General features: G+C 44.9%; 9 protein-coding genes and 2 pseudogenes. 5 read left to right on the top strand and 6 right to left on the bottom strand.

Annotation, left to right across the window (positions count from 1 at the left end; genetic code table 11):
- Nucleotides 1-182 precede the first annotated feature (182 nt).
- Entirely contained in the window at nt 183-1,439 is a 1,257-nt protein-coding gene (locus E0Z06_RS15305) for a DUF2235 domain-containing protein (protein WP_132586524.1), read from the top strand.
- Nucleotides 1,440-1,508: 69 nt separating this feature from the next.
- Here E0Z06_RS15305 and E0Z06_RS15310 read toward each other — a convergent pair whose 3' ends face one another.
- Nucleotides 1,509-3,323 carry an alpha/beta fold hydrolase gene (locus E0Z06_RS15310; protein ID WP_132586526.1) on the bottom strand — a complete coding sequence of 605 codons (1,815 nt, stop codon included), beginning with the start codon at nt 3,321-3,323 and terminating at the stop codon, nt 1,509-1,511.
- Nucleotides 3,324-3,431: 108 nt separating this feature from the next.
- Here E0Z06_RS15310 and E0Z06_RS15315 point away from each other — a divergent pair, with 108 nt between their 5' ends.
- Nucleotides 3,432-5,465: a winged helix-turn-helix domain-containing protein gene (locus tag E0Z06_RS15315; protein WP_132586528.1), complete on the top strand. Its 2,034-nt coding sequence runs from the start codon at nt 3,432-3,434 to the stop codon at nt 5,463-5,465.
- A 126-nt stretch (nt 5,466-5,591) separates the two neighbouring features.
- Here E0Z06_RS15315 and E0Z06_RS15320 read toward each other — a convergent pair whose 3' ends face one another.
- Nucleotides 5,592-6,515, bottom strand: coding sequence for an alpha/beta hydrolase (locus E0Z06_RS15320; RefSeq protein WP_243695525.1), 924 nt, complete (start codon nt 6,513-6,515; stop codon nt 5,592-5,594).
- A 189-nt stretch (nt 6,516-6,704) separates the two neighbouring features.
- Between E0Z06_RS15320 and E0Z06_RS15325 the strand changes: the two genes are divergently transcribed.
- Entirely contained in the window at nt 6,705-7,787 is a 1,083-nt protein-coding gene (locus E0Z06_RS15325) for a sensor histidine kinase (protein WP_132586530.1), read from the top strand.
- A gap of 11 nt (nt 7,788-7,798) precedes the next feature.
- On the top strand, nt 7,799-8,395 hold the full coding sequence (locus E0Z06_RS15330) for a response regulator transcription factor (protein WP_132586532.1): 597 nt from the start codon (nt 7,799-7,801) through the stop codon (nt 8,393-8,395).
- Between the two features lie 13 nt (nt 8,396-8,408).
- On the opposite strand, the gene E0Z06_RS15335 is transcribed toward E0Z06_RS15330, so the two are convergent.
- On the bottom strand, nt 8,409-9,878 hold the full coding sequence (locus tag E0Z06_RS15335) for a coniferyl aldehyde dehydrogenase (RefSeq protein ID WP_132586534.1): 1,470 nt from the start codon (nt 9,876-9,878) through the stop codon (nt 8,409-8,411).
- Between the two features lie 154 nt (nt 9,879-10,032).
- Here E0Z06_RS15335 and E0Z06_RS15340 point away from each other — a divergent pair, with 154 nt between their 5' ends.
- Nucleotides 10,033-10,677, top strand: a complete 645-nt coding sequence (locus E0Z06_RS15340; RefSeq protein WP_243695526.1) for an MFS transporter — start codon at nt 10,033-10,035, stop codon at nt 10,675-10,677.
- Here the strand turns inward: E0Z06_RS15340 and E0Z06_RS15345 are convergent.
- From E0Z06_RS15345 to glmS, 3 genes and pseudogenes are all read right to left on the bottom strand, one after another.
- Nucleotides 10,674-11,807: pseudogene (locus tag E0Z06_RS15345) on the bottom strand (IS3 family transposase). The gene E0Z06_RS15340 and the pseudogene E0Z06_RS15345 sit on opposite strands and share 4 nt — an antisense overlap.
- Before the next feature lie 61 nt (nt 11,808-11,868).
- Nucleotides 11,869-12,396 (bottom strand): annotated as a pseudogene (locus E0Z06_RS15350) (MmgE/PrpD family protein); the annotation flags it as partial.
- 257 nt (nt 12,397-12,653) lie between these two features.
- Entirely contained in the window at nt 12,654-14,483 is a 1,830-nt protein-coding gene (gene glmS, locus E0Z06_RS15355) for a glutamine--fructose-6-phosphate transaminase (isomerizing) (protein ID WP_132586536.1), read from the bottom strand.
- Between the last annotated feature and the right edge of the window lie 30 nt (nt 14,484-14,513).

Here is a 14,513-nt window from a genome sequence, read left to right on the forward strand (position 1 = left end):
TGAGCACAATGCCGGCAGTTATTTAGTTTAACGCTCTATTATTAGTTTATTTGTCTCAACGCTAATATCTCTACTGCCTTTCGTATTACTTTCACAGCCACGGATATAAACTATACTTCAGACAGTATTGGCGCTGTTATCGCTTTGCGATATGACCAAGTTCCTTGCTTAGGAGAATGGCTATGGCAAACGCAAAACGTATTATTATTTGTTGTGATGGCACGTGGAACGAGCCCGATGAAATTCCAACTAACGTTACCAAGCTTGTTAGAGGTATAGCGCCACTTAGCCAAGATGGCGTACATCAGGTAGTGTTTTATGACCAAGGTGTCGGCACCGGTGGTAAGTTTGACCGTTTTATCGGGGGTGCCTTTGGTAGCGGCTTAGAAAAAAACGTCCTCGATTGCTATCGCTTCTTAACCCATAACTACCAACTAGGCGATGAAATTTATACCTTTGGCTTTAGTCGTGGCGCATACACCGCCCGCGCCTTTATCGGTTTAGTAAATGCCGTGGGCTTATTAGAAAAAAGCACCCTAGATAAATTAAAGCAAGCTTATAAATATTATCGTACTGAACCAGATAAACGACCTGAAGCCTTATATGCTGATAATTATCGGCCAGATATTCGCATGATAGGCGTGTTCGATACTGTGGGAGCGCTGGGCGCACCGACACGTTTTCTGGGTAAGTTTACCCGTAACTGGGTTGGCTTTTTTAATACCCGTATTTGTGCCCAAGTGAAATATGCTTACCATGCATTAGCACTTGACGAGCGTCGCGGACCGTTTCAGCCTGATTTATGGACAGGGACACTGCAAGACGACCAATATATGGAGCAATGCTGGTTTGCCGGCGCGCACTCTGACGTGGGAGGTGGCTATACCGAATGTGGTTTATCTGACATAGCACTGCAATGGATGGTTAGTAAGGCGTTAGCCTTGGGGTTAGAGTTTAATCAGCACTATTTAGACGCGCAGTGCAAACCTGACCTTAGTATGTCACCACATAACTCTTATTCTTTTAGCTACAAACTACTAGAAAAAATGGGTGGAGGTGAGTCTGTTAGATATATCTATGGTGACCCAGCTAACCCACCAATAAATGTTAGTATTCACGATAGTGTGTACCAGCGAGTGGCCAAAAGTAGCTATCGACCAGCAAACCCCGATTTTCCGCAGGCAGATAAACTAACCGACCGTCGCCATAAAGTTCGCTTTCAAGCTAACAACATTCCAGAGGCAAAATTAACTATAAACACCGTTACCGCCAACTGCCAGCTGTTAGATTTTAGCCAAGGTAGTGGCGCACGCATTCAGTTTAACGGCGAGCTACATAAAGGTGATAGCCTCAGTATTGACTGCGAGCATTTTGGCAACAATACCGCGCAGTGCGTCTGGCAAAAAGGTAACCAGTACGGCCTGCGTTTTATTGCTTAATATCAACACAACACGGCTAATGGCCGCGTTGTGGGTTGCTGCACAAAGCTATAAAGTGAAAGCGCTAATTTAGGGCAATTGCAGCTGAGCAAATAGCCAATCTAACGCTTGCAGTATTGTGTAAGGTTGCTGCAATGGCACTAAGTGCTCACTGTCGGTTAGTGCAATATACTGACCATTCGACAAAGAGGCCTGTTCTTTACTCCAATTGCTGCCTTCTTGCTGCCACAACTTTAATGCAAGCAACTCTTCTGGCGTCGCATTATCGGTATCAGCTAACTCAAAATCACTGTCAATAATCGACACTGGCACGCCGGTAACCATAGCTAACTGGGCGTAGCTATCTAAATCGGCAATATAGGCTGCTATTTCACGGGCACGCGCCTGCTGATGTGGCACTAGCAAACGTTGCTGGCTAATTTGCTCAAAGTATTGCCAGTCCATTAACTTTTTATGTTCGGCTACCAGCTGCTCGGCAAGCTCGCGCTCTTGCTGAATTTTGGTTAAAGTTCGCTCATTCCATGCTCCGGTGGCTATATGTGGCAGCAATTCTGCCAAGTTAGCCAAATACCAGTCGGCCGGGTAGGCCTGATACAGGCTTAACGAATGCGGTAATGGAATGTCTGGGTCAACATACAGCATGGCTTTTATATCAAACTGCGACTGATATTGCTGATAAAACCAACGGGTACTAATGCTAGCGCTAGAAAAGGCTAAGAGTACAATTTGTTGTTCATCTAACTGTTGCAACACTGCGGCTAAATCGTCAGCAAAACGGCGATATGACAGAGTATCCGCGGTGCTACTAAAGGCATTACCCAGTCGGTCAACACTGTATACTCGGTATTTTTGCGCTAATAATGGCTGTAATGCAGCAAACCAGGCACTATCACTATGGTAATTTTGGTTGGGCCCAGCTAATAGCACCACGGCTGGCCCTGGATTATCGCTACCCATAGCACGCACGTGAAATTGCTGATCTTTTACCGTTAGCTGCATAGAATGTTGTGGCAGCTCAGGCTGACTTAGGTTGGCAAAAAACGCCAAAATTTTATCTGTCGTATCAAGCTGACTAAAACTCCAACTATGGCTGCCATTTTCGACACGCATTAACTGAAACTTTTGCTGGCCGTTAGTGTAACTAATTAACTCAGCATTATTATTTGGTAGCGCTTTTTTGAGTGGATACGGCAAACCGTTATGTAAATTAGCATGCAGCAAAATGGCTTGTGGCGAGCTAATTAAACCAAAGTTAGCATGATTACTGCCGTTATAAGGCAATACAGAATCTGCATCACCATGCAGCATTAATATAGAAACCGGCTTTGTTGGCGCACAACTATCCGCTAATTGACGCGACATTGACCCAGCAACAACAGCCACTGCTTTAAATGTTTCACTGCGGTTACAGGCTAAATTTTGCGTAAATAAACCTCCTTGAGAAAACCCTGCAGCATAGATCTCACCCTCTGCTAACTTATGTTTAGATTGAATATCGGCAATAACCTTATCGACAAAACCTAAATCATCAGCGCCTTTTCGATGTGCAATATTACAATCACAGCCTTCATTCCATTCAATTTCCTTTGAATTAGGATAGGCGACAATATAATCGTTACTTGCGCGCTCAAATTGCGCCATAGTTTGCATTTGACTAGCTCGGCCGCCAGAGCCATGAAACGCTAATAGTAATTTGTATTGTCGTTCAGGCTGGTAATTTGCCGGAAGCTTAAGCAAGTAGCTGCGCTGCCCCAGCATAGTGCTTTCAGTTACATGCTCATTCTCAGCGACAGGGTCTTTATTACTATCAGCTGAGAAGCAGCCACTTAACAAACATAGCGCTGTGCCAATTAGGCTTAGTTTTGTGATCATTTGTCGTTTCATTTAACTTTCCTGTTAACATGTAATCAGGCTTTAGTTTATAAAAAAGACAGCGGCTTCTCATGGCTATAACGATGATGTTTTTGTGATGGAAAGCTTACCGAGTATAGAATGACTGACACTACAACGGCATCTAGCCAAACTCATAGGCTGTTTGGCCAGCTAACTTTCGATATGGTTAACCGCCGGCTTTGCTGTAATGAAACCTGCCTTTATCTTGAGCCGAGGCAATATCAGCTGCTTATCTGTTTATTGGCCAGCAATGGGCAGCCGGTAACTAGAGATCAACTTATTGCTCAAGCTTGGCAGGGCAGAATAGTCAGTGATGGCGCAATTAACCGCGCCGTATCAATGCTGCGAAAAACCATGGCTAAACTAGACCCCAACGGCCAATATATTGAAACTTTACCTAAATTAGGCTACCGACTGCAGCCGGCAGTACAAGAAATAGCCACGCCACCAGGCGGCAACAAGCCAATATTAACAACTAAGCCGAGACCGAAACTAAGGTTTGCTACGCCAGTTGCGCTCTGTGCGGTATTAACCATATTAGTGCTTTTTTGGTTAATACCATCCCAGCCGGCCGTACCTGTTAGCGTTGTGGGTATGGCCGCGCCACACACCAGTTTTGATGGTGCAGAGGTTGATATTAGCGTGGATATTAGCGGCAGCAGCTTGTTGTATCATCGCCAAGCCAGCAATGGTAACAACCAAGTTTGGTTAAATACGCTGACTAATAAGCAGCATATTGCGCTAACACCCGCCAGCGAGAACAGTGCTTTTGCTAGCTTAAGCCCAAACGGGCAGCAAGCTGTATACGCGCGTTACAACCAACAGCAATGCGAACTTGTGTTGCTGGATATAACAACCTTAGTACTAAAGCACTTAACTGCATGTACTCTAGCAAGCACACTAAAGATACAGTGGCACCCTGACGGCAACCGTATTTATTATCGGCAACGCACCGACAACACTAAGCCTTATAAAATTTTTCAGCTTAACGTGCGCACCGGTGCGACGCGCCAGCTTACCTTGCCAGCAAACAGTTACAGCGGATTAGGCGATTTAGCGCTTGCGGTATCAGCTGAAGGCGTACTAGCGGTTGGCCGTTATTTAGCGCCAAATAGTAGCTTATTACTTTTCCTTAACGCGGAGACTGGCGAGTTAGTGCAACAGCAACAATTAGACATCGCCATACGAGAACTCGCTTGGCATAACGCTCAGCTGCTGCTAAGTGATAGCAAACGCCTGTATTACTATCACCAACAACAGCTGTTAGATGCTTATCAGTCTGCCGATCTAATTCAATCATTGGCGGTAAGCGCTAATGCGATATTTTTTAGCTCCCTTGAGCAACGTAGCGATATCTGGCGACAAGACGCGTCAGGCCAACTAACGCCTGTTATTAACAGCTCTCGTTTAGACATTATGCCGCGCATAGCTAATGACGGCAGGCAGCTCGCGTTTTTAACTACTCGTGAAGGTGAGCACCAACTTTGGTTAAAAGATGCCAGCGGTACAGAACGATTATTAGCCGAGCTACCCGGTACTCCGAGCTTTGCGAGGTTAAGCTGGTCAGCCGACGATAGCCAAATACTGCTGGCTAAAGACGATGCCTTATACGCGGTTAGCCTGCCTGAGGGTAAAGTTTCATTATTATTATCCGCAGAAAAACAGGTAGCCGTAGTAAATTGGGCGAACAATGATCAAGGTGTTATTTATAGTAGTAATCGCAGCGGTGACTGGCAGCTATGGCTATACGACCTGCTTAGCGGTACCGAGCAACAATTAACCCAACAGGGTGGCTACAGCGGCCAATTGTGGCAGGGGCAACTCTACTTTACGCGTTATCATCAAGACGGATTATGGCGCAAGTCGCTAACTGATAACGATGAGCAATTAGTGCTAGCGCAGTTTGATAAAATAAACTGGTTAAACTGGCAACTAGACGATGGCGTAGTGCATTATTATCAGCCGAATGAAGGTATTTATCGTTACCATTTAGCTAGCCATCAACAAGAACTATTACTAGCTGAAATGCCCGGTTTTGTGAGGCATTTCAGTATTTGGCAGCAAGACATCTATTTTGTAAAACAGCCGCCAATACAGGGCGACATATACCGGCTTAGCCTGCGACAAAACTAATTCAGCTTTTTCGTTTAATTAACCAATACGGCCTGCGTTTTATCGCTTAAGACAAAAAGCGGCTTAACGACCGCTCTTTTAGTTACAACTTAGTGCTGTATAAGCTAAACATTATTAAACTTTAATTTAATAAGTAACCGGCAATTTTGCCAGAAACAGTGCAATCTGACTATTTAGCCACTCGGGTGCATCGGCCATTATAAAATGCCGTGAATCTGGCGCATAAACTATTTGGTGGTAGGCTTTGGGCGCATTTTCTAACTGCTTTTCATAGCTAGCTTGTACTTGCTCTGGCGTACTATAAGGTGCGCCATTTAGTAACGCGCCTAAAGTTAAAACCGGTACGGTTATTTTGTTTAGCACTGGACGTAAATCTTGCTGCATAAGCTCGCCCATTACTCGGCCGCTAGTCATACCGTCAGAGCGCTTCATATCGGCGACAATACGTTGCTGCCAATCCGTGTTATTTGTCATACTTTTTGCCATCGCCACTGGATCGAAGGCATTGTTTGGTGCCTCAAAGGACGATGCTGCCGATTGCTTAAACAACTCACCCAATGCCGGTAAACCATCAACATTTATTGCTGCAGTTATGTGCTCTGGGTTATTTACGGCTAATGACAATGCTATAAACCCACCTAACGAATGGCCAATAACAATGGGCTTATTTAGTTTGTTTTGTTCTATATAATCAAGAATAGCCTGCTGCTGGGTTGCAATATAGCCATGCGGCCAATGCTTCTGTGCCAGCGGCGCAACACCGGCAAAACCAGCCAAAGTTAGCACATGTAATTGGTATTTGTCTTTTAATGCCTCTACCGTGCTTTGCCATACCACGCCCGATGATGCTAAGCCTGGAATAAGTATTATAGCGGGGCCTTGGCCATATACTTGTACAGAAAAACACTGACAACTGGCTTGCACCTGCTTAGCAGCCGCTGTAGTAACTTCAGTGTGTGCATTAGCCGTGCTAACCTGCAGCAAAGCAGCTGTTGTTATTAGCATTACTGCATTAAGATTTTTTAGCGTTGTTTTTAATTTGTTTTGCATAACAGTTCCTATTCATTTAATAGCTGCCGTTCAGCTACCAACAGGCTAACCTAATAGGATCAATAAAATCGCAAACAAATGTCACCGCTTTAACATGACAGTTGTCATTAAAAAAACTGACAAAGAACACTAAGAAAGCGTCTCTTTATATAAGAGACTACTAACTCAGAATACGTCACTAGGTGAAATATGCAGGCTGAAACAAATCAAGGTATTTACACAAAAACTGAACAAAAATTTGCGTGGATATATCTGATTAATTTAATTTTTTACTTTCTACCATTATTTGTAGCAAGCTTTAAATGGTGGCAATACTTAAGCATGGCAGCTGCATTAGGCATATTTTTATTCTGTTACTTTACAGCTTACCGCAGTAAATTTTCTGCTATACATAAACCCATACTGGGCATAATAATTATCGCCAGCCTTATTACCCCTATTAACCCAGGCTCAATCAGCATGTTTGCTTATGCGGGCTTCTTTATTGCTTTAGCATTTCCGCTTCGCCAATATATATTGTCTATCAGTGCATTAGCACTATTACTGGTGTTATTAGATTTAAGCTTAACTCTGCACTGGCCATATTTTTTAACTATGGGCATTCCTATACTTTTAGGTGTTAGCTTTTTTGGCCGCGTTGAGCGCCAGCGTTTATTTCATCAGCAACGTGAACAAAAAAGCGCAGATGAAATTAGTCAATTAGCAACGACTGTAGAGCGTGAACGTATTGCTCGTGACTTACATGACATTTTAGGCCACACCTTATCTAGCATTGCGCTTAAGGCTGATTTAGCAATCAAGCTATTAGATAATCAGCGGCCCGATGCCGTTCGTGTGCAACTGACAGAACTAAGCCAGATTGCCCGAGATAGCTTGTCGCAAGTGCGGCAAAGCGTGTCCGGCTATAAACATCAGGGGCTAGCAGCTGAAGTAAGTAAACTATTAGCTAGACTGCGCGACGGCGGCTTTAACGCCGAATTACAGGGCACAGTACCAACATTAGATCAGCGCAGCGAAACCGCACTTATTCTGGTGTTAACGGAGCTAGTAACCAACGTGTTGCGCCACAGCAGTGGTAGCAGTTGTCAGCTTAGTTTCAGCCAATTAAACCAACGGCTTACAATTTCAGTTGTTGATAATGGCCAAGTTGAGGCTATATCTGTCGGCAATGGTTTAATAGGTATTGAAGAACGCCTTAACGCACTAAATGCCAGCATCGCTGTTTGTGTTAATAATGGCTGTAAAATCCACATAGAATTGCCATTAACCTAGGGATATAAGGCATGAAATTATTATTAGCCGAGGACCAAGCTATGGTGCGAGGCGCACTGGCGGCGCTATTAAACCTAGAACCAGGTTATCAGGTAACTGAAGCCGCCAATGGCGAGCAGGCATTAGCCTTACTAAAGCAGCAAACTTTTGATTTATTGCTAACCGATATTGAAATGCCGAGTTTAAGTGGCATTGAGCTAGCCCAGTATGTGCAAAAAAACTTACCGACATTAAAAGTGGTGATTATTACCACCTTTGGTCGTGCCGGGTATATAAAACGCGCTTTAGATGCTGGCGTAAGTGGCTTTTTATTAAAAGACGCGCCGATAGAACAATTAAGTGCCGCGTTAAAACAAGTATTAACCGGTAAACGGGTGATTGACGGTGAATTAGTGCTACAAGCATTAGGTGAGCAAGACCCACTTAGCGACAAAGAGCGCCGCGCACTGCGCTTAGCTGCAGAAGGTAAAAGTACCGCCGAAATAGCGGCGGCTATTTATGTTGCCGAAGGCACAGCGCGTAATTATTTGTCAGAAGCCATAAGTAAACTGCACGCTGCTAACCGGATAGATGCAGCACGTATTGCACGACAAAAAGGCTGGTTGTAGCTTCCCCGGCAACTCAGCTTTTTAGTTTAATTAACCAGTCGGTTAGTCTATTCGCTAGCCAGCCATAGGGTGGCAGCAGCATGCTGACACTATTATAAGCGCCTTGCTTAAAGATTGGCCGTAACTTCGAGAAGGTTTGAAAGCCTTCATAGCCGTGATAATGCCCCATGCCGCTGTCGCCAACGCCACCAAAGGGTAAATCGTGTTGCCCAACATGCAAAATAGCATGGTTAATGGTTACTCCGCCTGACATTACCTGCTGCAAATAAAACTGCTGTAAGGCTTTATTATTGGTAAATGGGTAAAACGCCAGCGGCCTTGGTTGCGCATTAATATAGTGCACCACGTCTTTTGGATCACTATAGGTTTTTACGGGTAATAGCGGGCCAAATATCTCACGCTGCATCACTAACATACTGTCGCTAACATTAAACAATAACGTTAGCGGAAACTTGCGTAACCCTGCTTGCGATACCTGCCCTGGCATTAAATTTACCGCGGTAGCGCCTTGCGCAATGGCGTCATCCAGCATCTGTTGTAAGCGCTGGTATGAACGCTCATCAATTATTGCGGTGTAGTCATTGTGGTTAATGTCGGGGTAACGTTTGGCAACTAGCTTTCGCGCCAGCTCAGTAAATTCGGCTTCGCTACCTTTGGGTAAAAATACGTAGTCAACGTTGGTACAAATTTGCCCGGCATTAAAGGCTTTTGCCCACAAGATGCGATCAGCGGCTTTATGTAGTGGGAAATCGGGTGCAACTACGGCCGGCGATTTACCACCCAATTCTAAGGTTACTGGCGTAAGATTTTTTGCTGCACTGGCCATTACCGCACGGCCTGTTTGCGCAGAACCGGTAAAAAACAAATGATTAAATGGCTGAGCAGAAAAGGCCGGCCCGCTGCCGTTATTGTCAGCAAAAAACTGCAATTTATGCGCTGGAAAATATTGCGGCGCTAGCTTGATTAATAATTGCGCCAGCTGTTCAGAGTTTTCTGACATCTTTACCATAGCCCGATTACCGGCAGCAAAAATAGCTACCAGTGGCGCTAACGACAGCATAATAGGGAAGTTCCACGGCACTATTACACCGACCACCCCTAAAGGTTGGGCAATAACCGAGCAACTTGAGGTAGGAAATAACAACCAATCGATATGTCGCTTTTGTGGCTTCAGCCATTTTTTTAGCTGTTTTTTAGTGCGGGCAATATCTTCTAATACCATTAAAATTTCAGAAAAGCGGGTTTCAAAACGACAACGGCTGCCATAATCACTATTTACCGCGTCAACTAATGCGGTTTCGTTATCGCGGATTAATGCTTGAAGTGCATTTAAATCGGCAATACGCTGGTTATACGATGGCACCGGATCAGCATGATAAGCCAACTTCTGCTCGGCCAAACAGCCCGCAAACTGCTTAAACTCTGCACTTTGTACAAGGCCAGTTGCTGGCTCATTATTTATTACCGATCCGTTTTGCTGCATAGATAACCTCAAAATTGGCTAATATTTTTATAGACTACAGGGTTAATCATCTTTGGTCATTTTATCACGCTTGCACCTATTTAGACTTAAAGCCAATAACATTGGAGCGATGAAAACGGTATACTGTGCGCCTTAATCTTTAGGTGAAGTAACTATGTCGTTTAGTGCGTCGTCCAGATCGCAGTCTGCATTCTATATTATGCTGGGTGGCTCTTTAGTGCTAACGCTAGCGCTGGGTATTCGTCATGGTTTTGGCTTATTTTTAACGCCAATGAGTGACGAGTTTGGCTGGGGCCGTGAAACCTTTGCCTTGGCCATTGCGCTACAAAACCTTGTTTGGGGCTTAACTCAGCCGTTAACAGGCGCACTTGCCGATCGTATAGGCGCAAGAAAAGTAGTGCTAGCTGGCGGGCTTTTTTACGCTGCGGGGCTAGTTACTATGGCGATGGCTAATAGCGGCACTACCTTAGCTCTCAGCGCGGGTGTACTAATTGGCTTGGCGTTATCTGGTACGTCATTTACCATTATTCTCGGTGCTATTGGCCGTGCCGTGCCGGTAGAAAAGCGCAGTATGGCCATGGGTATTGCTAGTGCTGCTGGCTCTTTTGGCCAGTTTATTATGCTGCCAGGCACCTTACTATTAATTACCCAAATGGGTTGGGCCGGTGCACTAACGGTGCTGGGCATATTATCTCTATTAATCGTACCTCTAGCTTTAATGCTAAAAGAGCCGTCATCGCCTAGCTGTTTAGGTGAAGAACAAAGTGATCTGTACCAGAGACAATGGACACTTCACTAAGCACTGTTCTTCAATTCAAAATTCTCTGGGCTGAGATAGCCAAGAGCACTATGCCTTCTGGTCTTGTTGTAATCAACCTCAATGTATTCAAAAACATGCTGTCGCATTGTTTCTCGATCCATTATCGGCTCGTCTTGCAGCGCTTCAACCTTTAATGAATGGAAGAAACTTTCTGCTATCGCCTTTACGGCTCATGCTTTGTACCAACTGATGCTTTTTAATCAAGTCACGGTAATCATGCGAGCAATATTGGCTGCCTCGATCACTATGAACGATCACCGATTTAGGGAAGCCGCGACGGAACAAAGCCATGTTCAATGTGCTGCACACCAGATCTGCTGTCATACGGTTGCTCATCGACCAGCCAATGACTGCTCGCGAGTACAGATCAATGATTACCGCCAGATAAAGCCAGCCTTCGCTGGTCATCAGGTACGTGATATCACCGACCCATTTCTGGTTCGGGCCTGTTGCACTAAAGTTCTGCTCAAGCAAGTTAGGGGCAACCGGCAGCGAATGCTTGCTGTCGGTCGTCACTTTAAACTTGCGGGCAGCTTTAGCTACTAAGCCTTGGCGTTCCATGCTGTTCAGTATGGTTTTTATATCTGGTTTTTTACCATACTCAGCAAGGTCTACCTGAATACGCCTTGAGCCATTACGCGCTTTAGAATCGTCAAACGCTTTTTTTATCAGCACATCACGCTCGGCACGCTTCACAGCCCTGGGGCCTGGTGTCAGGCCGCTTTTACGCCAGGCATAATACCCACTACGCGACACCTGAAGCACCGTTACCATTCTGATTAACGAGAGCAGGTGCTGATGCTCCAGAATAAACTCAAACCGGGCTACTTTTGGTTTTTCGCGAAGTAGGTGGCCGCCTTTTTTAAGATGGCCAAGTCCTCTGCCTGCTCGGCTAATTGGCGCTTCAGACGGGCAACTTCAGCAGCAAGCTCCGACTCTCGTTCACTGGTGGTAGACTTTTTCTCCGCCGCAGTACGCCAGTTATATAACTGAGATTCATGCAGTTTTAATTCTCTAGCAGTGGCAGCAACGCCAATCTTATCAGCCAGTTTCAGGGCTTCAGCTTTAAATTCAGCGGTATGTGTCTTGCGGACTTTCTTTGTTGACATTATTCACCTCGTTAAGCAATTGTACTCGCTTAGCAAAGTGTCCAAAAGTGTTGGTACGGATCACTAATAATACATGGCATAAACCGACTCGATTAAAGGAGTTTTCTAGCGCAATAACGCCTTGTATTTCATGCGCCAAAATCATGGCTTCAAGCACTTCTCGCATTAGCAATGGCGGCTCGCCGTTAGCTAACCGAACTTGCGATAAATAATCAGCCACCGCCAATATGCCACCTAAATTATCTGACGGGTGCCCCCATTCCGCCGCTAACCACGTATCGTTGTAATCGAGCCAACGAATAATGCAGCCAATGTCCCACGCGGCTTTTACCGGGTCGAGCACTAACGATGTTCCCGGCACGCGAGCGCCATTTGGCACCTGTGTACCTTGTACAATAGGCCCAAGCAGCTTAGTACATTCAGGAAAGCGCAGTGCTAGTAAGCCACAACCTAGAGTATCCATTAAACAATTGCGCGCAGTACCAAGCGCTTCTTCGCTAAAATTGTTATAGGTTAATACATAATCAGTAATATCTTGAATAACTTGGTCGTAATCAGGGCGATGGTTAGTATCGGCGTTAGCACTCATTGTGTCTCCTTATTCGCGAGGCTGGTTGTTTAACGCAAGCTTGCGTAAAGCATGAGTTATATTAAACAAACATGCAAAACAACGTCGCCTAAAAGCTAAAGCAGCAATGTAATTAAGGTGGGACAAGCGCGGGTAAGTGACAGTAACAATTTGCGAAATAAAACAATAAAATTAACAGTAGTATGCACGCTACTTTTTATAAGAAACTTAAGTTGCCCTGACAAGGCGAGAGCAACTTAAGCATATAAATCAACAGCTTACTCTACTGTAACGCTTTTTGCTAAATTTCTTGGCTGATCTACGTCGGTGCCTTTAATAATGGCAACATAATAGCTTAATAACTGCAAAGGCAAAGTGTACACAATAGGTGCTAGCAGTTCAGAAACGTGCGGTACGTTAATTACCCTCATGGTGGCATCTGACTGAAACTTAGCATTAGTATCGGCGAATACATATAAAATACCGCCTCGAGCGCGTACTTCTTCTACGTTTGATTTTAGCTTTTCTAGCAAGTCATTATTTGGCGCAACCACAATAATAGGCATTTGTGCATCAATTAGCGCCAGCGGGCCATGCTTTAACTCACCAGCGGCATAAGCTTCAGCATGAATATAGGAAATTTCCTTTAGTTTTAGCGCCCCTTCCATGGCGATAGGATACTGATCGCCACGGCCTAAGAATAGCGCGTGGTGCTTGTCTGCAAATTCTTCCGCTAAGGCTTCAATTTGTGGCGCCAGCGCTAAGGTTTGCTCTAATTTTGCTGGTAAGCTTTTTAGCGCGTCAGTCAGCTCGCGCTGTTTTTGTTCGGTTAAACCGTTATATTTACCAATTGCCAGCGTTAACATAGCAAGGCCAACTAACTGTGTAGTAAAGGCTTTGGTTGAAGCGACACCAATTTCAGCGCCAGCTCGGGTCATAAAGGCGAGATCAGATTCACGCACCAGCGATGAGCCCGCTACGTTACAAATGGTTAGGCTGCCTAAATAGCCAATATCTTTGGCTAAACGCAATGCGGCTAACGTATCAGCAGTTTCACCTGATTGCGAAATGCTTACCAACAAGCTATTTGGCTGCACGAACGATTTGCGATAGCGAAATTCCGAAGCAATTTCAACGTTACATGAAATACCACCTAACGACTCCAGCCAATAACGGGCAACCATACCTGAGTGGTAACTAGTGCCACAGGCCACTATTTGCACATGCTTAACCTGCTTAAATAATTCAGCTGCGCCATTACCAAAAGTTTCGTCTAACACGCTATCGTGGCTTAAGCGGCCTTCTAAGGTGTTATTAATAGCATGTGGCTGTTCGTATATTTCTTTCAGCATAAAGTGGCGGTACTGGCCCTTGTCGCCAGCATCATAGCTAACGTTAGACTCATGTACTTCACGCTCAACTGCAACACCATCTTTATTAAAAATGCTTACGCTATGGCGAGTAATTTCAGCGACATCGCCTTCTTCTAAAAACATAAAACGACGCGTAACCGGCAGCAAAGCTAATTGATCTGAAGCGATAAAGTTTTCGCCAATACCTAAACCAATTACTAACGGACTACCGGAACGAGCAACCACTAAGCGGCTTGCATCATTCTTATCCAACAATACCGTGCCATAAGCACCGTGTAATTGCTTAACGCTGCGCTGTACTGCCACTAATAATGAACTGGCTGATTTAAGCTCTTCTTCTACTAAGTGCGCAATAACTTCAGTATCGGTATCAGAGGTAAATACATAACCTTTAGCTTTTAATACTTCGCGCAGCGTACTGTGATTCTCAATAATACCGTTGTGGACTACGCTAATGTGGCTAGAGATATGTGGATGCGCGTTACGCTCGCTTGGTTCACCATGGGTTGCCCAGCGAGTATGGGCGATACCTGTACCACCGCTAACAGGCTGCTGAGCCACAGCATCTGCTAACTCTTTTACTTTACCCAAACGACGTAACCGAATTAGCTCGCCATTATCATTAACAACCGCGACTCCGGCAGAGTCATAACCGCGGTATTCTAAACGGCGCAGGCCTTCTACCAAAATATCGACTACATCTCGCTGTGCTACCGCGCCTACTATTCCACACATAATTTGCTCCAGTAAATTCCAATTTTACTA

Source organism: Rheinheimera sp. D18 (genome assembly GCF_004345025.1).
GTDB classification, from domain to species: Bacteria; Pseudomonadota; Gammaproteobacteria; order Enterobacterales; family Alteromonadaceae; genus Alishewanella; species Alishewanella metallidurans.